General features: G+C 56.6%; 16 protein-coding genes and 1 pseudogene. 4 read left to right on the top strand and 13 right to left on the bottom strand.

All coding sequences use genetic code 11. From position 1 onward, the window contains the following. Positions 1 to 28 precede the first annotated feature (28 nt). From lolE to IYV58_RS28280, 4 genes and pseudogenes are all read right to left on the bottom strand, one after another. Positions 29 to 1,273: a lipoprotein-releasing ABC transporter permease subunit LolE gene (gene lolE / locus IYV58_RS10620; protein ID WP_004131432.1), complete on the bottom strand. Its 1,245-nt coding sequence runs from the start codon at positions 1,271 to 1,273 to the stop codon at positions 29 to 31. Then, on the bottom strand, positions 1,273 to 1,974 hold the full coding sequence (gene lolD, locus IYV58_RS10615; protein ID WP_004131431.1) for a lipoprotein-releasing ABC transporter ATP-binding protein LolD: 702 nt from the start codon (positions 1,972 to 1,974) through the stop codon (positions 1,273 to 1,275). Before lolD ends, lolE begins: the two co-directional genes overlap by 1 nt. Further along, complete coding sequence (gene lolC / locus IYV58_RS10610; RefSeq protein ID WP_004131430.1) at positions 1,967 to 3,166, bottom strand: lipoprotein-releasing ABC transporter permease subunit LolC; 1,200 nt, start codon at positions 3,164 to 3,166, stop codon at positions 1,967 to 1,969. Before lolC ends, lolD begins: the two co-directional genes overlap by 8 nt. 200 nt (positions 3,167 to 3,366) lie before the next feature. Continuing rightward, a pseudogene (locus IYV58_RS28280) lies at positions 3,367 to 3,432 on the bottom strand (hypothetical protein); the annotation flags it as partial. A 39-nt stretch (positions 3,433 to 3,471) separates the two neighbouring features. Here IYV58_RS28280 and mfd point away from each other — a divergent pair. Together mfd and ldtC are read left to right on the top strand one after the other, a co-directional pair. Next, the gene (gene mfd, locus IYV58_RS10605) at positions 3,472 to 6,918 is read left to right on the top strand and encodes a transcription-repair coupling factor (RefSeq protein ID WP_123828250.1); all 3,447 of its coding nucleotides are present in this window, start codon (positions 3,472 to 3,474) and stop codon (positions 6,916 to 6,918) included. A gap of 167 nt (positions 6,919 to 7,085) precedes the next feature. Continuing rightward, positions 7,086 to 8,045 (top strand): L,D-transpeptidase LdtC, encoded by a 960-nt coding sequence (gene ldtC, locus IYV58_RS10600; protein WP_004131428.1) that lies wholly within the window; start codon positions 7,086 to 7,088, stop codon positions 8,043 to 8,045. Positions 8,046 to 8,265: 220 nt separating this feature from the next. Here the strand turns inward: ldtC and bhsA are convergent, their stop codons facing one another. Then, entirely contained in the window at positions 8,266 to 8,523 is a 258-nt protein-coding gene (gene bhsA, locus IYV58_RS10595) for a multiple stress resistance protein BhsA (protein ID WP_004131427.1), read from the bottom strand. A 249-nt stretch (positions 8,524 to 8,772) separates the two neighbouring features. Between bhsA and IYV58_RS10590 the strand changes: the two genes are divergently transcribed. Then, complete coding sequence (locus tag IYV58_RS10590) at positions 8,773 to 9,408, top strand: TetR/AcrR family transcriptional regulator (RefSeq protein WP_004131426.1); 636 nt, start codon at positions 8,773 to 8,775, stop codon at positions 9,406 to 9,408. A gap of 352 nt (positions 9,409 to 9,760) precedes the next feature. Continuing rightward, on the top strand, positions 9,761 to 11,938 hold the full coding sequence (locus IYV58_RS10585; RefSeq protein WP_142469647.1) for a TonB-dependent siderophore receptor: 2,178 nt from the start codon (positions 9,761 to 9,763) through the stop codon (positions 11,936 to 11,938). A gap of 56 nt (positions 11,939 to 11,994) precedes the next feature. On the opposite strand, the gene IYV58_RS10580 is transcribed toward IYV58_RS10585, so the two are convergent. The 8 genes from IYV58_RS10580 to hinT all read right to left on the bottom strand — a co-directional run bounded on the left by IYV58_RS10580 (position 11,995) and on the right by hinT (position 18,102). Continuing rightward, positions 11,995 to 12,534: a glycine zipper 2TM domain-containing protein gene (locus IYV58_RS10580; protein ID WP_004131424.1), complete on the bottom strand. Its 540-nt coding sequence runs from the start codon at positions 12,532 to 12,534 to the stop codon at positions 11,995 to 11,997. Positions 12,535 to 12,759: 225 nt separating this feature from the next. Next, on the bottom strand, positions 12,760 to 14,064 hold the full coding sequence (locus IYV58_RS10575) for an NAD(P)/FAD-dependent oxidoreductase (protein WP_004131421.1): 1,305 nt from the start codon (positions 14,062 to 14,064) through the stop codon (positions 12,760 to 12,762). A 233-nt stretch (positions 14,065 to 14,297) separates the two neighbouring features. Next, entirely contained in the window at positions 14,298 to 14,840 is a 543-nt protein-coding gene (gene ycfP, locus IYV58_RS10570; RefSeq protein ID WP_004131420.1) for an alpha/beta hydrolase YcfP, read from the bottom strand. A gap of 36 nt (positions 14,841 to 14,876) precedes the next feature. Then, entirely contained in the window at positions 14,877 to 15,887 is a 1,011-nt protein-coding gene (gene nagZ, locus IYV58_RS10565) for a beta-N-acetylhexosaminidase (protein ID WP_170100739.1), read from the bottom strand. Positions 15,888 to 15,918: 31 nt separating this feature from the next. Continuing rightward, the gene (thiK, locus tag IYV58_RS10560) at positions 15,919 to 16,737 is read right to left on the bottom strand and encodes a thiamine kinase (protein ID WP_112166337.1); all 819 of its coding nucleotides are present in this window, start codon (positions 16,735 to 16,737) and stop codon (positions 15,919 to 15,921) included. Continuing rightward, complete coding sequence (lpoB, locus tag IYV58_RS10555) at positions 16,718 to 17,353, bottom strand: penicillin-binding protein activator LpoB (protein ID WP_004131417.1); 636 nt, start codon at positions 17,351 to 17,353, stop codon at positions 16,718 to 16,720. Before lpoB ends, thiK begins: the two co-directional genes overlap by 20 nt. A gap of 12 nt (positions 17,354 to 17,365) precedes the next feature. After that, the gene (locus IYV58_RS10550) at positions 17,366 to 17,740 is read right to left on the bottom strand and encodes a YcfL family putative periplasmic lipoprotein (RefSeq protein WP_004131416.1); all 375 of its coding nucleotides are present in this window, start codon (positions 17,738 to 17,740) and stop codon (positions 17,366 to 17,368) included. 5 nt (positions 17,741 to 17,745) lie between these two features. After that, positions 17,746 to 18,102 carry a purine nucleoside phosphoramidase gene (gene hinT / locus IYV58_RS10545; RefSeq protein ID WP_004131415.1) on the bottom strand — a complete coding sequence of 119 codons (357 nt, stop codon included), beginning with the start codon at positions 18,100 to 18,102 and terminating at the stop codon, positions 17,746 to 17,748. Positions 18,103 to 18,365: the final 263 nt, after the last annotated feature.

The following is an 18,365-nucleotide window of genomic DNA, read 5'->3' as shown; positions in this document are numbered from 1 at the left end:
GGTCTGCAAAGCCGACCATGACGATAAATTACTGGCCACTCAGCACCCTCGCCGGGTCAATGCGGCTGGCGCGGCGGGCGGGATACCAGCTGGCCAGCAAACTCAGCAACAGTGCCGTCACCAGCACGTAAACGACGTCCAGCCAGTGCAGTTCAGACGGCAGGAAGTCAATAAAATAGATGTCGCCGGAGAGGAATTTATGCCCGATCAGGTTCTCAATACCGTTAATGATTGCGGTCAACTTGAAGGCACAGATAACGCCAATCGCCACCCCAATCAGGCTCCCTACCGAACCGGCAAGTAAACCATACCATACGAAAATCGCGCGGATCAGCCCGTCTTTAGCGCCAAGCGTGCGCAGCACCGCAATATCGCCGCTTTTATCTTTCACTGCCATCACCAGGGTCGAGACGATGTTAAAGCAGGCCACGCCAATCACCAGCACCATTGCGAGATACATAATGGCGCGGATCATCTGAATATCGCGGTACATATAGCCGTAAGTGCCTATCCAGCTCTTGATATAAACGTAGCTGTTGGTTACTTCGCCCGCATCGCGCACCAGGGTGTTCGCGTGGAACACATCGGTGACTTTAATAGCGATACCGGTCACGCTGCTGCCCATTTCAAGATACTGCTGCGCATCCTGCATGGGGATCATGGCAAAACTATGATCGAGCTGGCCGCTGAGCTGCAAAATACCGGTAACGTGGAGCCTGACGCGCTTTGGCTGCAGCAGCTGGTGGTCGGCATCCGAGTTGGGAATCATAATTGACACCCAGTCGCCCTGCTTAACGTGCAGCGCATCGGCGACGCCTTTACCGAGGATCACCTGCTGCTCTCCGGCTTTAAAGTTCGCCCACGCGTTGTTCTGCACAAAGTTGGGTAGCGAACTGAGACGGCTCTCCTGCTGCGGATCGACGCCCTTTACCTGGATGGCGCGCATGTTGCTGCCGCTCTCCACCAGTCCGGTGAAGTTAATGTACGGCGCTGCGGCAACGATGCCTTTGACCTTTTCAACCTTCGCCAGCGCTTCGTTCCAGTTGTTCCACGGCTGGTTCACCGGCTCAATTTCACCGTGCGGCACCACCGCCAGAATGCGGTTGTTGAGCTCGCGCTCGAAGCCGTTCATGGCGCTCAGGCCAACGATCAGCACCGCCACGCCTAGCGCAATGCCGATGGTCGAGATAACTGAAATCAGCGAAACCATCCCTCCGCGCCGCCGTCCGCGGCTAAAGCGCAGGGCAATTAATAACGATAACGGAGAAGCCATTACTCAGCCCCCATCAGGGAGAGTTCGGCGGTCAGGCGCCCGTCGCGCATCTCCAGCTGGCGGCTCATCCGTTTTGCCAGCTGCAGGTCGTGGGTCACCACCAGGAAGGCGGTACGCTGCGCCACGTTTAGTTCGCCAAGCAGCTGAAAAATGCTGTCGGCGTTGCGGGCATCAAGGTTACCGGTAGGTTCATCCGCCAGCACCAGCCGAGGTTTATTAACCAGCGCGCGGGCAATCGCTACGCGCTGACGCTCGCCGCCGGAGAGCTCCGACGGGCGGTGGTCGCTGCGGTGCTCAAGCCCGACGGCGCGCAGCATCGCTTTTGCCTGACGCTCAATATCCGCCGCCTTCTGTTTACCGATTAACAGCGGCATCGCCACGTTTTCCAGCGCGGTGAAATCCGGCAGCAGGTGGTGAAACTGATAAATAAAGCCCAGCTCGCGGTTGCGCAGATCGGCGCGCGCGGCGGCTGAGAGTCGGCTCATCGACTGACCGGAAAAGATAACGTCGCCGGAGGTCGGCGTATCCAGCCCGCCAAGCAGATGCAGCAGCGTACTTTTGCCGGAACCGGAGGTGCCGACAATCGCCATCATCTCGCCCTCTTCAATGCTGAAGCTGACATTATGCAACACGTCGGTTTGCACGCTGCCTTCCTGGTAGCGTTTGCACAGGTTGTCGCATTGCAGCAGGATCTTATTCATAACGTAAAGCCTCAGCGGGTTGAGTGGCGGCAGCGCGCCATGAAGGATACAACGTAGAGAGTAATGCCAGCGCCATTGCTACAAGGGCAATCACGATCACCTGTAGCGGCTCGATGGCTACCGGCAGCGCGGCACCGTCGAGGAACGCGCCGATAATCGGCATCAAATTATTTAACTGGCTGGCAAGCAACGCGCCCAGTCCGGCGCCAAGCAGCGCGCCGACGATCCCGGCGCTCGCGCCCTGGACCATAAAGACCAGCATGATCTGCCGCGGCGTCAGGCCGAGGGTCTGGAGAATCGCCACTTCGCCCTGCTTTTCCATGACCATCATGCCCAGCGAGGTAATGATGTTAAAAGCGGCGACGGCGACGATCAGGCTCAACAGCAGGCCCATCATATTTTTTTCCATCCGCACGGCCTGGAACAGCTCGCCTTTACGTTCGCGCCAGTCCTGCCATTTGGTCCCTTCCGGCAGCGTCTGCTGGCTGAGGGTATCCACCTGTAAAGGCTGATTCAACCACAGCCGCCAGCCGGTAATATTACCCTGCGGATAGCGCATCAGGCGCGAAGCGTCGTCGATGTTGGTCAACATCTGATAGCCATCGACTTCGCTGTTGGCGGCAAAGGTGCCGATCACGTTAAACAGCCGCTGGCTGGGAACCCGCCCCATCGGGGTGAACTGGCTAGCGGAGGGCACCATCACGCGGATCTGATCGCCGCGATTAACGCCCAGTTGCCCTGCCAGCTGCTCGCCCAGGATAACGTTATACTTTCCGGCTTGCAGATCGCTCTGCTTGACATTAACCAGGTAGGGCGTCAGGGGATCTTTTTGCGCCGGGTCGATGCCGAGCATTACGCCAACTGCTACGCTGCGGGCGCTTTGCAGCACCACATCGCCGGTGGTCAGCGGCGCCACGCGGGTAACGCCCTGTAATCTGGCCGCGCTTTCCGGCAGCTGTTGCGGGTTTATGGACCCCTGTTTGGCGCTAAGAATGGCCTGCGGCATCAGCCCCAGGATGTTATTTTGCAGCTCGCGCTCAAAGCCGTTCATCACCGACAGAACGGTAACCAGCGCCATGACGCCAAGCGTAATGCCAATGGTCGAGAGCCAGGAGACGAAACGACCGAAGCGGTCGGCTGCGCGCCCACGCATATAGCGAAGGCCGATAAAGAGTGCGGCAGGTTGATACATGTCATCCATCTGATTGCTGATAGCCGATGCCCGAGTATATAAGCGATTATGAGCAGCGTAAATGACTGATACCTGTAGATTTTATTGGCAATAATAACAAAAATTCAATATAAACAACAAGATAGATAAGCAAGCCGTTATTTAACTTTACGCTTATCGGAGTTCGTTACATTTCTGGCCAAAACATGACCTTTGCGATACGGGTTGGCGAATCCGGGTCGATCGCGGATAATCTCACTATTGAATATCAGCGAGTTGCCCTCCATATCGGCAGAGCGAATACCCAAGAGATCATGATACCGTCTATGCCTGAACAATACCGATACTCTCTGCCGGTTAAAGCCGGCGATCAGCGCCAGCTTGGCGAACTTACCGGCGCGGCCTGCGCCACTCTGGTGGCGGAGATGGCTGAGCGCCACGGCGGCCCGGTGGTACTGATTGCCCCCGATATGCAAAACGCCCTGCGTCTGAATGATGAAATCAGGCAGTTTACCGATAGCATGGTGGCGGGCCTGGCGGACTGGGAAACGCTCCCCTACGATAGCTTCTCCCCGCACCAGGACATTATCTCTTCGCGCCTCGCCACCCTCTACCAGCTCCCGACGATGGAACGCGGCGTACTGATTGTCCCGGTCAGTACTCTGATGCAGCGTGTCTGTCCGCATAGTTTCCTCCACGGCCACGCGCTGGTGATGAAAAAAGGCCAGCGCCTGTCGCGGGATGCGCTGCGCGCCCAACTGGATAGCGCCGGCTATCGTCACGTCGACCAGGTGATGGAGCACGGCGAGTACGCCACGCGCGGCGCATTGCTTGACCTGTTCCCCATGGGCAGCGAGCAGCCCTACCGTCTCGATTTTTTTGATGATGAGATAGACAGCCTGCGTCTGTTCGACGTCGACAGCCAGCGTACGCTGGAAGAAGTCGCCAGCATTAACCTGCTTCCGGCGCACGAATTCCCGACGGATCAGGCCGCTATCGAGCTTTTCCGCAGCCAGTGGCGCGACCGCTTTGAGGTCAAGCGCGACGCCGAGCATATTTATCAGCAGGTCAGTAAAGGCACGCTACCTGCAGGGATCGAATACTGGCAGCCGCTGTTCTTTAACGAGCCCCTGCCGCCCCTGTTCAGCTATTTCCCGGCGAAAACGCTGATTGTTAATACCGGCGATCTGGAAGCCAGCGCTGAACGTTTCCAGAATGAAACGCGCGCCCGCTTTGAAAACCGCGGCGTCGATCCGATGCGCCCGCTTTTGCCACCGGAGCAGCTGTGGCTACGCAGCGATGAACTGTTTAGCGAGTTGAAAAAATGGCCGCGCGTCCAGCTCAAAACCGAGCGTCTGGCAGAAAAAGCCGCCAATACCAACCTCGGCTATCAGAAACTACCCGAGCTGGCGATCCAGGCGCAGAACAAAGCGCCGCTGGATAATCTGCGTCGATTCCTCGAATCCTTTAGCGGGCCGGTGATTTTCTCGGTTGAGAGCGAGGGACGCCGCGAAGCACTCGGTGAAATGCTGGCCCGCATCAAGATCGCGCCAAAGCATATTTTGCGTCTTGAAGAGGCAACGGGTAACGGCCGCTATCTGATGATCGGCGCCGCCGAGCATGGCTTTATTGATAGCCAGCGCAACCTGGCGCTGATTTGCGAAAGCGATCTGCTGGGCGAGCGCGTCGCCCGCCGTCGTCAGGATTCACGCCGCACCATCAATCCGGACACCTTAATCCGTAACCTGGCGGAACTGCATATCGGCCAGCCAGTGGTGCATCTTGAGCATGGGGTTGGGCGCTACGCCGGCATGACAACGCTTGAGGCGGGTGGGATTAACGGCGAATACCTGATGCTGACCTACGCAAACGACGCCAAACTGTACGTGCCGGTATCGTCGCTGCATCTGATTAGCCGCTACGCCGGCGGCGCGGAAGAGAATGCGCCGCTGCATAAGCTGGGCGGCGATGCGTGGGCGCGAGCGCGGCAAAAAGCCGCCGAGAAGGTGCGCGACGTGGCCGCCGAGCTGCTGGATATCTACGCCCAGCGCGCGGCGAAAGCGGGCTACGCATTTAAACATGATAAAGAGCAGTATCAGCTGTTCTGCGACGGCTTCCCGTTCGAAACCACGCCCGATCAGGCGCAGGCCATCAACGCCGTCCTGAGCGATATGTGCCAGCCGCTGGCGATGGATCGCCTGGTGTGCGGCGACGTTGGCTTCGGCAAGACGGAAGTGGCGATGCGCGCCGCGTTTCTGGCGGTGGAAAACCATAAACAGGTCGCGGTGCTGGTGCCTACCACCCTCCTCGCCCAGCAGCACTTCGATAACTTCCGCGATCGCTTCGCCAACTGGCCGGTGCGCATTGAGATGCTCTCGCGCTTTCGGAGCGCTAAAGAGCAGGCGCAGATCCTTGAGCAGGTCGCGGAGGGGAAAATCGATATTCTTATCGGCACCCATAAGCTGCTACAGCCGGACGTTAAGCTGCGCGATCTCGGCCTGCTGATTGTTGATGAAGAGCACCGCTTTGGCGTACGCCACAAAGAGCGCATTAAGGCGATGCGCGCCGATGTCGATATCCTGACCCTGACCGCAACGCCGATTCCGCGAACGCTGAATATGGCGATGAGCGGTATGCGCGACCTCTCGATCATCGCCACCCCTCCCGCCCGCCGTCTGGCGGTTAAAACCTTCGTTCGCGAATATGACGCGCTGGTGGTACGCGAGGCGATCCTGCGTGAAGTGCTGCGCGGCGGCCAGGTCTACTATCTCTATAATGACGTCGAAAATATCCAAAAAGCGGCGGAAAGACTCTCGGAGCTGGTGCCGGAAGCGCGTATCGCTATTGGCCACGGGCAGATGCGCGAACGCGAGCTAGAACGGGTGATGAACGATTTCCACCACCAGCGTTTTAACGTGCTGGTATGTACCACCATTATCGAGACCGGGATCGACATTCCGACGGCGAACACCATTATTATCGAGCGCGCCGATCACTTCGGGCTGGCTCAGCTGCACCAGCTGCGCGGCCGCGTCGGGCGTTCACACCATCAAGCCTACGCCTGGCTGCTGACGCCGCATCCGAAAGCGATGACCACCGATGCGCAAAAACGCCTTGAGGCTATCGCCTCGCTGGAAGATCTCGGCGCCGGATTCGCGCTGGCCACCCACGACCTCGAAATTCGCGGCGCGGGCGAGCTGCTGGGCGAAGATCAGAGCGGCTCAATGGAAACCATCGGCTTCTCTCTCTACATGGAGCTGCTGGAAAATGCCGTTGACGCGCTGAAAGCGGGACGCGAGCCCTCGCTGGAGGATCTCACCAGCCAGCAGACCGAAGTTGAGCTACGGATGCCGTCGCTGCTGCCGGACGACTTCATCCCCGACGTCAATACGCGCCTGTCGTTCTACAAACGCGTTGCCAGCGCGAAGAACGAGAATGAGCTGGAGGAGATCAAAGTCGAGCTTATCGATCGCTTTGGTCTGCTGCCGGATCCGGCAAGAAACCTGCTCGACATCGCCCGACTGCGCCAGCAGGCGCAGAAGCTGGGGATCCGTAAGCTGGAGAGCAACGAAAAAGGCGGCACCATTGAGTTTAACGAGAAGAATAACGTTAACCCGGTGTGGCTGATTGGCCTGTTGCAGAAGCAGCCCCAGCACTATCGCCTGGACGGCCCGACGCGTCTGAAGTTTATGCGGGATCTCGCCGAGCGTAAAACGCGGATGGAGTGGGTACGCCAGTTTATGCGCCTGCTGGAAGAGAACGCCACCGCCTGATAGCATTCGGGATACGGTCCGTGCACCGTATCCCGCCCCTCCCTGCCTGTGCGGCAAAATTTACAAACATTTTGCAATCCCTCTGAACTTCCAGACACTCGCTTAGCCATAATCTCAGGGACTTTTCGTATAAAAATAACCACTTACTTTTTATGGAAATTAGGGTGATGAAAAGCTTTTCGCGAATTTCTCTCTGGCTGGGGATGATAGCTATCGCCGCCGCGCTGGCGCTGCCCGTTCGCGCCAATACCTGGCCCCTGCCGCCGCCGGGCAGCCGTCTGGTCGGGCAAAACCAGTTCCACGTGGTCGAGAATAACGGCGGCTCGCTCGAAGCGATCGCTAAAAAATATAACGTCGGTTTTCTGGCCCTGCTCCAGGCGAACCCTGGCGTGGACCCTTATGTTCCGCGAGCCGGTAGCGTGCTGACGATTCCACTGCAAACTCTGCTGCCTGACGCGCCGCGCGAAGGGTTAGTCCTTAACCTCGCCGAACTTCGCCTCTATTACTATCCGCCCGGCAAAAACGAAGTGACCGTGTACCCTATCGGCATCGGTCAACTCGGTGGTGATACCATCACGCCGACAATGGTCACCACCGTCTCCGACAAACGCGCCAACCCGACCTGGACGCCAACGGCCAATATTCGCGCCCGCTATAAAGCCATGGGCATCGATTTGCCCGCCGTGATGCCCGCCGGCCCGGATAACCCGATGGGGCACCACGCCATTCGCCTGGCGGCATACGGCGGCGTGTATCTGCTGCACGGTACCAATGCCGATTTCGGCATTGGCATGCGCGTCAGCTCCGGCTGTATTCGCCTGCGTGATGACGACATCAAAGCGTTGTACAACGAAATAACGCCGGGAACCAAGGTGACGATTATTAATACGCCAATCAAGGTTTCCGTTGAGCCGAACGGCACTCGCCTTGTGGAGGTGCATCAGCCGCTGTCGAAGCATATCGATGACGATCCGCAGACGCTACCGATCGTCCTTAATGACAGCATGCAGACGTTCAAGCAGGCGCAGCTGACCGATACCGAGGTTATGGAACGCGCGATGACGCTGCGTTCGGGCATGCCGATTGACGTCACCCGCCACCATCGCGTCACGGAGCAGTCGCTATAATTTCCTGAATCGTTGACGAAAAAAAACCGCCTTCAGTTCACACTGAGGCGGTTTTTTTATGGCAATAATCAAACAGAGTACTGCTTTTCTGCGGGTTGCGGCGCCATATAAGGGGTGGGCTCCGCTTCGCGTCAGAGACAACGCTTTCTTACTTCACGCGGACTGCTGAAGGGGGTCAGATCCGCGCGTGGTCAGTGGCATAACTGGGGTGGCGCGACAATTATTTGTAGATAACCGCAGTCCCGTGAAGGGTGTTAGGTCCGGTTACGGACGTAATACGGTAAGAGGTTGCGCCCATCTCTTCCGCCTTTTGCGCCAGCTGATCTTCCAGCGAACCGAGGTTGGTCCCGGCTGAGGCGGAAACGGTACCGATTTTATGCTGACCCGCTGGTGTTGACTGGACTTCGACAGCGGCAAAGCTGGCGAATGAGAGTGAGCTTAGTACCGCGGCGATAGCAAGCGTTTTAACGTTTTTCATGATTGTTATACCTATGCAGATGAATGTTATTGTAGGGGCGAACGAATTTAATTAACGATCGATAGGTAAATGATAGTGTGATCCATATCACACGTCAAACGATTTTTATAACGACCGTTTAACTATTTATAAACAGCATTAAATTCATACATATATGAATTATTTATTTTTAGACCGACATCGCTGGCAGCACGTAAGGTTTATTTTTATAATGGCCTTTCAACAAACCAACACAGGTACAGCGGCACCATGACAACTGACGTTCAAAGTTGCACGAAAAAAAGCCGTGGCCGACCTAAAGTGTTCGACAGGGAAGCGGCGCTGGATAAGGCCATGACACTCTTCTGGCAGCACGGCTATGAAGCCACCTCTCTCGCCGATTTAGTGGAAGCGACGGGCGCCAAAGCTCCTACGCTCTACGCGGAATTTGTGAATAAAGAGGGGTTGTTTCGCGCGGTGCTGGATCGCTACATCTCCCGCTTTGCCGCCAAACACGAAGCGCTTCTTTTTGACGAAGAGAAAAGCGTCGACACGGCGTTACGCGATTACTTCACCGCCGTCGCGACCTGCTTCACCAGTAAAGAGACGCCGGCAGGCTGTTTTATGATCAATACCTCCGCGGCGCTGGCGGCGGCGTCAACCGACATCGCCAATACCGTTAAGTCGCGGCACGCGATGCAGGAACAGACCCTTACGCAATTTCTGCAGCAGCGACAGCTGCGCGGCGAACTCCCGGCAGACGGCGACGTGCGTCAGTTGGCCCAGTTCCTGAACTGCATATTACAAGGCATGTCTATAAGCGCCCGTGAAGGCGCTGACTTCACTAAAATCATGCAAATCGCCGAGACCACGCTGCGTCTGTGGCCCCGGGTTCTTCAGCGCTAAGACCTCGCTTACCGGTGGGCTCCCACCGGTTCCCTCCCCCTTAATCCCTACATAAAGCAATGTTTTCAGTCATTTATTTTGTTCATTTCGCGAGAATGATATTGATAACAATAATCAATACGGGCAAAATTCGGTCTTAAACGTTTCTGTATATTTCACCGTGTAACAACCGGTACGCCCGTACCGAATAACGAAAACAACGATATCGTAAGCCCTTAATAATTCGAGTGGCAGAACAAGGAACTTGTGCCTTGAACTGCGCTAGCGCTGGCCCCATAGGGCGAGGCCGCAGGCCGAGTAACGCGCCTGCAGCTTGAAGAATGACGGGTATAAACTCATAAAAGGAATGAGCATGAACAAGCGTCTCTGGGTGCTTAACCCACTGCTGCTGGCAACCGCCCTGCCCGCCTGGGCCGCTGATGACAGCATGATCGTCAGCGCTAACCGAACGCACCGTACCGTCGCTGAAATGGCCCAGACCACCTGGGTTATCGAAGGCCAGGAAATTGAACAGCAGGTTCAGGGCGGTAAAGAATTCAAAGACGTGCTGGCACAGCTGATCCCGGGCATCGACGTCAGCAGCCAGGGACGTACCAACTACGGCATGAATATGCGCGGCCGTGCGATCGTCGTCCTGATTGACGGCGTTCGCCTTAACTCCTCCCGTACCGACAGCCGCCAGCTAGACTCTATCGATCCGTTTAACATTGAACACATCGAGGTGATTTCCGGCGCAACATCCCTGTACGGCGGCGGCAGTACCGGCGGCCTGATTAATATCGTCACCAAAAAGGGCCAACAGGAGCGCCAGGTCGATCTGGAGCTGGGGGGGAAATCCGGTTTTGCCAACAGCAACGACCATGATGAACGCGTGGCTGCTGCGGTAAGCGGCGGCACTGACCACGCATCAGGTCGTTTATCGGTCGCTTATCAGCGTTTTGGCGGCTGGTATGACAGTAACCACGATGCGCTGCTCCTTGATAATACCCAGACCGGGCTTCAGCATTCCGATCGTCTGGATGTGATGGGAACGGGAACCATTGAGATTGACGAGAACCGCCAGCTGCAGCTGGTTACGCAGTACTATAAAAGCCAGGGCGACGATTACGGCCTGTACCTGGGGAAAAATATGTCGGCGGTGACCGGCGATGGCAAAGCTTTTACCACCGACGGTCTGAATTCCGACCGCGTCCCCGGCACCGAACGCCACCTGATTAGCCTGCAGTACTCCGATGCCGATTTCCTCGGTCAGAACCTGGTCAGTCAGGTCTATTACCGCGATGAATCCCTCACCTTTTATCCTTTCCCAACGCTTAGCAAAGGCCAGGTCAGCAGCTTCTCGTCTTCAAAGCAGGATACCGATCAGTATGGCGCGAAGATCACCCTGAATAGCCAACCGCTGGACGGCTGGGACCTGACCTGGGGAGTCGACGCGGACCATGAAACCTTCAACGCCAATCAGATGTTCTTCGATTTGGGCCAGTCGATGTCTTCCGGCGGCCTGAACAATCAGGCCATCTTCACCACTGGCCGTTACCCGGGCTACAGCATCACCAACCTGGCGCCGTTCCTGCAGTCCAGCTATGACCTGAACGATATCTTCACTATCAGCGGCGGCGTGCGTTATCAGTGGACGGAAAACCGGGTCGATGATTTTGTCGGCTATGCCCAGCAACAGGATGTCGCCAGCGGCAAGGTTAGCTCGGCGGATGCCATTCCGGGCGGAAAAACCGATTACGATAACTTCCTCTTTAACGCCGGGATTGTGGCGCATCTCACCGACCGTCAGCAGACCTGGTTTAACTTCTCCCAGGGCGTTGAGCTGCCGGATCCGGGCAAATACTACGGCATCGGTAAATACGGCGCGGCGGTCAACGGCCATCTTCCGCTGCTCTCAAGCGTGAACGTAGGCGATTCGCCGCTACAGGGGATTAAAGTTAACTCCTACGAACTGGGCTGGCGCTACACCGGCGATAATTTGCGCACCCAGCTGGCGGCTTACTATTCGACCTCCGATAAGACGATTGTCGTTAACCGTACCGATATGACCATCGATGTGCAGTCCGATAAGCGCCGTATTTATGGCGTAGAGGGCGCGGTGGATTACTACTTCCCGAACAGCGACTGGAGCGCAGGGGCTAACTTTAACGTGCTGAAATCCCAGGTGAAGAGTGACGGTAGCTGGCAGAAGTGGGACGTCACTCTCGCCTCGCCGTCAAAAGCCACCGCCTGGGTTGGCTGGGCGCCGGAGCCGTGGTCGCTGCGGGTACAGAGCCAGCAGGTGTTTGATATAAGCGATGCCAGCGGCAATAAGCTCGATGGTTACAATACCGTGGACTTTATCGGTAGCTACGCGCTCCCTGTCGGCAAGCTGACCTTCAGCATCGAGAACCTGCTTAATGAAGATTATGTCACCGTCTGGGGCCAGCGCGCGCCGCTGCTCTACAGCCCGACCTACGGCAGCAGTTCTTTATACGAGTATAAAGGGCGCGGCCGTACCTTCGGTCTGAACTACGCGCTGAGCTTCTGATAAAAAAAGCCCCTCGGCCTGAGTGCCTGAGGGGCTAATAAAGATAAACATCTTTTTTACGCTTTGTTAGTCAGAATCAGTTGACCATTGCTGTCCAGCGGGATTTGCGTGCCTGGATCGCGATCCATCCGGATTTTGCCCTGCTGGTCGCCGATTTTGTAAGTGACGTCATAACCGAGCATTTTTTCCGATTTGTCATACACCGTTTTGCAGCGCTGCTGCGTGGTGGTGTAGGTATCCCCTTCCTGCATTGAGCCCTGAATCTGGTTACCGGCATAGCCGCCGCCCAGCGCGCCCACTACGGTGGCAACGTCACGGCCGCGCCCACCGCCGAACTGATGACCAATAACCCCACCGGCCACCGCGCCTAAGACGGAACCGGCGATGCGGTTTTCATCCTGCACCGGTCGACGATGGGTCACGGTAACGTTACGGCACTCCTGACGCGGGGTTTTGACGCTCTCTTTTATCGGCGTACTGGACACTACCTGTGCATACTGCGGGCCGCGGTCTAACACGTTAAGACCGGCAACAGCTGCGACGCCCAGCGCGGCAGCCACGCCAATTCCTATACCCGCCAACATTGATTTATTCACGGGACTTCCTCCTTCGTTGCTATTGCCTTTAATTTTGCAACCCAGCCATCAGGCTTGCAAATAAGAAAGCGGATGAAAAGTGCGTGAACGTACGGCAAATCAATGGGATTCGGAGGAATCCGAGAGGGTTTTCCGGGAAGGACAGGAGGATATTCTGCCGATTGATCTCATCATTCGTCAGGAAAACGGGCGGTCAAAACCTTCCGGCTTTGCCGCCCATAGACATTAATGCAGCTTCAGACGCGGACGAATAATGCGGTTGATACGTCCTACCAGCATCATCAGGCCGGTTTTAAAGTAACCGTGCAGCGCAATCTGGTGCATGCGATACAGAGAGATATAGACGAAACGCGCAATACGCCCTTCGATCATCATTGAACCACGCATCAGATTGCCCATCAGGCTGCCAACGGTGGAGTAGTTAGAGAGCGACACCAGCGAGCCGTGATCTTTATAGGTATAAGCTTTCAGCGGCTTACCTTTCATCTGCGCCAGAATATTATGCAGAGCGCAGGTCGCCATCTGGTGCGCAGCCTGAGCGCGCGGCGGGACAAAACCGCCTTCCGGACGGGCGCAGGAGGCGCAGTCGCCGATAGCGTAGATATCCGCGTCGCGAGTCGTTTGCAGGGTCGGCTCAACCACCAGCTGGTTAATACGGTTGGTTTCCAGACCGCCGATCTCTTTCATAAAGTCCGGCGCTTTAATCCCCGCCGCCCACACCATCAGGTCAGCGTGGATAAATTCGCCTTCCTTCGTATGCAGGCCATTAGCATCAGCGCTGGTGACCATGGTTTTGGTCAGTACGCGAACGCCAAGCTTGGTCAGCTCGCTGTGCGCGGCGCCGGAAATGCGCGGCGGCAGCGCGGGCAGAATGCGCTCGCCGGCTTCAACCAGCGTGACGTTCAGGGCTTCATTGGTCAGTCCTTTATAGCCGTAGCTGTGCAGCTGCTTCACCGCGTTATGCAGCTCGGCCGACAGCTCGACGCCGGTCGCGCCGCCGCCGACGATGGCGATATTCACCTTGCCGTTCGCCCCGAGATTCGCCGAATACTTGAGGAACAGATCCAGCATTTCCTGATGGAAACGACGCGCCTGATGTGGATTATCGAGGAAGATACAGTTCTCTTTCACGCCTGGCGTGTTGAAGTCGTTCGAGGTACTTCCCAACGCCATCACCAGCGTGTCGTAAGGTAGCTTACGCTCGGGCACCAGCAGCTCGCCCTTCTCGTTATGCAGCTCGGCGAGGGTGATAGTTTTGGTTTCGCGGTTAATATCCACCACCGACCCCAGCTGGAACTGGAAGTCGTGGTTACGGGCGTGAGCAAGATAGCTTAACGCGTCTACACCTTCATCAAGTGAACCGGTCGCCACTTCATGCAGCAGCGGTTTCCACAGGTGGCTGTGATTACGATCAACCAGCGTAATTTTGGCCTTTTTATTACGGCCCAGCTTTTTCCCTAACTGGGTAGCCAGCTCCAGCCCACCGGCACCACCACCCACAATCACTATTTTTTTCAATGGTGTAGTCACGCGACCCCCTAAAATTATTAACCAATTGTTAATTAAAAGTTATACATATAACCTTTAATTAACAACAGGTTACGGCAGTGAAACCATTCAGCGGGATCGAGAATAACATGAACGGTGCATTGGTCATACCAAAATTGATATGCATCAAGTTTTACTGCATATTTTTTGAGCGTCAAATCGCAAAATGGATAAAAAAAGCCCGCGATGTTGGCACATCGCGGGCCGGGAGGAGATCAGCCGAGGGTTTTAAAGGCCTTTATTCGCTGCAGATGCGGGGAGATATTTTTAAATTTGTGGGTCTGCTCTTCATCCCAGATTATCTCATAGTATTGGTGCAGCAGGTCCGCCGAACGCTGGCTATTCAGCGCTTCGTCCTGGCGCGACAGCACCACCAGGCAACGGTCGCGGTTTTTTTCGCGGAAATTGTTAACGCACTTGGTAGCGATATCCGCATACTCTTCCGGCCGATCAATCTTCCCTTCCATGTTTTCATTGGGAAACAGATTCGGGTTGAAAATGGCCTGACGGATATCGCAAAGAAAGCCAATTCGCTCCGCCCAGAAGCCGCCAAGACCCACGCCGCAAATCAGCGGCCGATCGTCGGCACTCAGCTGCAGCATCTTATCGACCTCTTTTAATAAATGCTGCATATCATGTTTGGGATGCCGCGTGCTGTAGCTAATCAACCGAACATCGGGGTCAATAAACTGAAGCTGAAGCACCTTCTCATGGTTACCGGGGCTGTTTGAGTCAAAACCATGTAAATAGATAATCATCGCATCCTCACCAGACAACAACGCCTTTCAGGTTTATTACGCGGATTTCGCCTCTTGCCAGCGCGCGTGAAGCTGCTCAAGCTGCGCGCTGATCGTCTTCCAGCGGGCGGAATCCCTTAACGCCTGACGGCTAAAGGAACCTTTATGATACAATTTCGTAACACGCTCTGCTTTGATCGGCGACAGGTTATCCAGCACGCTGACCGCACCCTTACGATTATTGCAGACAAGGATCATATCGCAACCCGCATCCAGCGATGCCTGGCCGCGCTCGGCATAGCTGCCCATAATCGCCGCCCCTTCCATTGAGAGATCGTCAGAGAAGATGACCCCATCGAAGCCCAGCTCGCCGCGCAGGACCGTTTTTAGCCAATGCGCGGAGCCGCTGGCCGGACGCGGGTCAACGTCGCTGTAAATGACGTGGGCGGGCATGATGGCATCCAGCCGCTGCTCGCCGATCAGCGTACGGAAAATGGACATATCTCTGGCGCGGATTTCCGCTTGCGCGCGCGGATCGCGCGGCGTCTCTTTATGGGAATCGGCCGTCACCGCCCCGTGTCCCGGAAAGTGCTTACCGGTAGTTTTCATACCCGCGGCGTGCATGCCGTCAATAAAATGACGAGCTATCGCCAGGGCTTTGTCAGGATCGTCGTGATAAGAACGCTCGCCAATAGCGGCGCTGATATGCCCAACGTCCAGCACCGGCGCAAAGCTGATATCAATATCCATGGCGATCATTTCGCTGGCCATCAGCCAGCCGGCCTCTGCGGCTAGCTTACCGCCCTCCTCCATGCCGAGCAGCGCGGCGAAGGACTGCGCTGCGGGAAGACGAGTAAAGCCTTCACGAAAACGCTGCACGCGCCCGCCTTCCTGGTCTACCGCCACCACCAGATGGTTGCGCGAAGCCTCGCGGATCTGGCGAACCAACTCGCGCAGCTGCGCGGGATCGTGATAGTTGCGGGTAAACAGTATCAGCCCGCCAACCAAAGGATGCGCCAGAATCTCACGCTCTTCCGCATCCAGTTCAAAACCTTCGACATCCAACATTACCGGACCCACACCCACCTCTCTTATCCTTTTACTTTTTGTCTAACTGGCGCCATACCTCATCCGCCAGCGCAATAAACTGCCGGTCGCCGGTTTGCTGCCAACGCCGCTCGTACCAGCCCGCCATCAGTAGCTGCACCCACGGACGCCAGCGCTGAATTTGCCGCCAGAGCTGATGCTCATCAATGCTCGCCAGTCTCGCGTATTCTGCAGCTAGCCGACGTTGCGCGACGGGATCGATCCACACTGCCGCCAGCTCCAGCGCGATATCGCCATCGCCCGCATACTCCCAGTCAATCAGCCGCAGTCCCGACTCGCCGTGAACGATGTTGCCCGCATGGACATCCATATGTAACGGGGCGAGGCGCAGCGGCTGAGGCTCGCCGCGGCGCAGCAGGCGTTTATGCCAGCGCAGCCAACTCGGCGTACGCCGCGCGGGGCTGCACTGTTGCCAGTACAACTCAAGCAGCGGCCGCAGCGCGATACGCCAGCCAAAGCACGGCTGCCGGTGCAGATGATACAGTAACCCTGCGAGCGCCGGACACTCCGGTAATGCGTCAACCACGTCGCCTGAGCAATATTCCACCACCATCCAGGCGGGAGAATAAAAGACCGGCGCAGGCGCTAACGAATCGGGAAGGCGTGACAGGACGTGATATTGACGGCGAAAGTCGCTGGCCGGCGCACGCGGATCGTGCGGCTGGCGCAGCACCCGCTTTTGCCGACCATCGCTGAGAATGCAGCTGCCGCCGCTCAGCCCGTTTTGGGCCTGCGCGGCGGCAGGCGTATAGCGCGGGAAAAAGCGCGACAGCACTTCGTCGCGCGTGAGCTTATTGTTGCTGAACAGCACCTTTACCTGACCAGATAATTTCGCCGGTCTGTACCAGCATTAGCTGCATTTTCAGCTCAGGGGAATTGACGTTACCGGTCGCGTTGGAATAGAGCACGTACTGTGCGCCAACGGTACGCGCAATGCCCATCGCTTTGCTGCGGCTGCCTAGGCTATCCTGCGGCGACAGGCCAAGCTGCTGTTTGGCTACGCCCAGCTGCTGCTGCGAGACAAGGGTGAATTTCCCATTGCCTTCCAGCGCGTTGCGCAGCGCCGTGGTGGCCTCACCGGCATTCAGGGTGCCGTTGGTACGGTTATTGACGCTGTCGACCAGCAAAATGCTCCCCGCATTCACGCCGCTGGCCTGCAGCATCTGCCCGATCATCGGCTGCACCGCGGAACTCCAGTCAAAGTGACGTACGCGCGGCGCTGGCTGGGCTGGCTGCTCGCCGTGTTCAATCGGCCCCGGCTGCGTAGGGATCGCGGGAATAGTCGGCACAGTCGGCTGCGGCTGAACTGGCTGCTGCGGCTTCGGCTGCGCTTCCTCAACGGGAGCGGGTTCCTGACGTTGCCCCACACATCCGGCAAGGAATATCGCCAGTGCGGTAACTAATGCATAGCGACATAATTTAATCATTACGATTACCTCTTACAGATAAAGATAAAGTCGGGCTTTGTGCGCCCCCAGAATATTGGCGCTGCCATACAGCGTGACGGAAGAGTGTGCCGGAACCGTTATACTGCGCGCCGGATCCAGCGGATGCATTTCCAGCCCCCTGGCGTCATACCAGAAAAAGCGATAATGCACGGTCACCGGCACCTGGCGTTCATTGAATAATCTTGTGGTCGCCGTCGCCTGAATCTCGGATGCGGTCACCGTCGGTACTTCAGCGCTAATTCCCGCTGCCAGTACGTTTGATTCCATCACCAGACTTTGCCGATCGCTGACCGGAATTTCCGGATGCGAACCGCACCCGGCCAGTAACGTCACGGCCAGAAGTGCGCCGAAATGGGCTGCGCGCATGGATGTTAACCTTTATGAGCCAGCATCGGGCCTAATGGACGGCCGCCCAGCAGGTGCATATGGATATGGTACACCTCCTGGCCCCCGTGGCGATTGCAGTTGACGATCAGGCGATAGCCATCGTCGGCAAGCCCCTCGTCGCGGGCGATTTTCGCCGCAACGGTCATCATACGTCCCAGGGCAAGCTCGTGCTCTGTGGTCACATCGTTGACGGTGGGAATCAGGATATTGGGAACGATTAGGATATGGGTTGGTGCCTGCGGAGAGATGTCGCGAAAAGCGGTAACCAGCTCATCCTGATATACCACATCCGACGGGATCTCCCGGCGAATGATTTTGCTGAAAATCGTTTCTTCTGCCATGACTGATTCCTTAATAATTTTTATACCGTGCTCTGGCCTGCCTCTGCAGGTAAACGCGGATGCACAGGATTCCCCTAAGAGTATGAGCGAGTTACTCCCCCTCTTTCAACCTGAATGCGTTTTTTCTTGCGCGACAAAGCGCTTAGCTGCTGATGGATTAAGCGTTTCTCAGCGGCATGCGGTGCAGCACCCGCGAAAGCAGCCTGCGGACCGCTATTTTTACCCTTGTTTACACATTAAATATTAATGCGTATATTTCTCAT

The sequence above is a fragment of the Klebsiella sp. BDA134-6 genome (genome assembly GCF_015601345.1).
In the GTDB taxonomy this organism is placed as follows: domain Bacteria; phylum Pseudomonadota; class Gammaproteobacteria; order Enterobacterales; family Enterobacteriaceae; genus Klebsiella; species Klebsiella grimontii.
The sequence above is the reverse complement of the archived record's forward strand: the minus strand, read 5'-3'. Positions and strand labels throughout refer to the sequence as shown.

Coding starts and splice junctions, on each gene's coding strand:
- lolE (WP_004131432.1), bottom strand. CDS start 1,273: ATGGCTTCTCCGTTATCGTTATTAATTGCCCTGCGCTTTAGCCGCGGA.
- lolD (WP_004131431.1), bottom strand. CDS start 1,974: ATGAATAAGATCCTGCTGCAATGCGACAACCTGTGCAAACGCTACCAG.
- lolC (WP_004131430.1), bottom strand. CDS start 3,166: ATGTATCAACCTGCCGCACTCTTTATCGGCCTTCGCTATATGCGTGGG.
- mfd (WP_123828250.1), top strand. CDS start 3,472: ATGCCTGAACAATACCGATACTCTCTGCCGGTTAAAGCCGGCGATCAG.
- ldtC (WP_004131428.1), top strand. CDS start 7,086: ATGAAAAGCTTTTCGCGAATTTCTCTCTGGCTGGGGATGATAGCTATC.
- bhsA (WP_004131427.1), bottom strand. CDS start 8,523: ATGAAAAACGTTAAAACGCTTGCTATCGCCGCGGTACTAAGCTCACTC.
- IYV58_RS10590 (WP_004131426.1), top strand. CDS start 8,773: ATGACAACTGACGTTCAAAGTTGCACGAAAAAAAGCCGTGGCCGACCT.
- IYV58_RS10585 (WP_142469647.1), top strand. CDS start 9,761: ATGAACAAGCGTCTCTGGGTGCTTAACCCACTGCTGCTGGCAACCGCC.
- ycfP (WP_004131420.1), bottom strand. CDS start 14,840: ATGATTATCTATTTACATGGTTTTGACTCAAACAGCCCCGGTAACCAT.
- nagZ (WP_170100739.1), bottom strand. CDS start 15,887: ATGTTGGATGTCGAAGGTTTTGAACTGGATGCGGAAGAGCGTGAGATT.
- lpoB (WP_004131417.1), bottom strand. CDS start 17,353: ATGATTAAATTATGTCGCTATGCATTAGTTACCGCACTGGCGATATTC.
- IYV58_RS10550 (WP_004131416.1), bottom strand. CDS start 17,740: ATGCGCGCAGCCCATTTCGGCGCACTTCTGGCCGTGACGTTACTGGCC.
- hinT (WP_004131415.1), bottom strand. CDS start 18,102: ATGGCAGAAGAAACGATTTTCAGCAAAATCATTCGCCGGGAGATCCCG.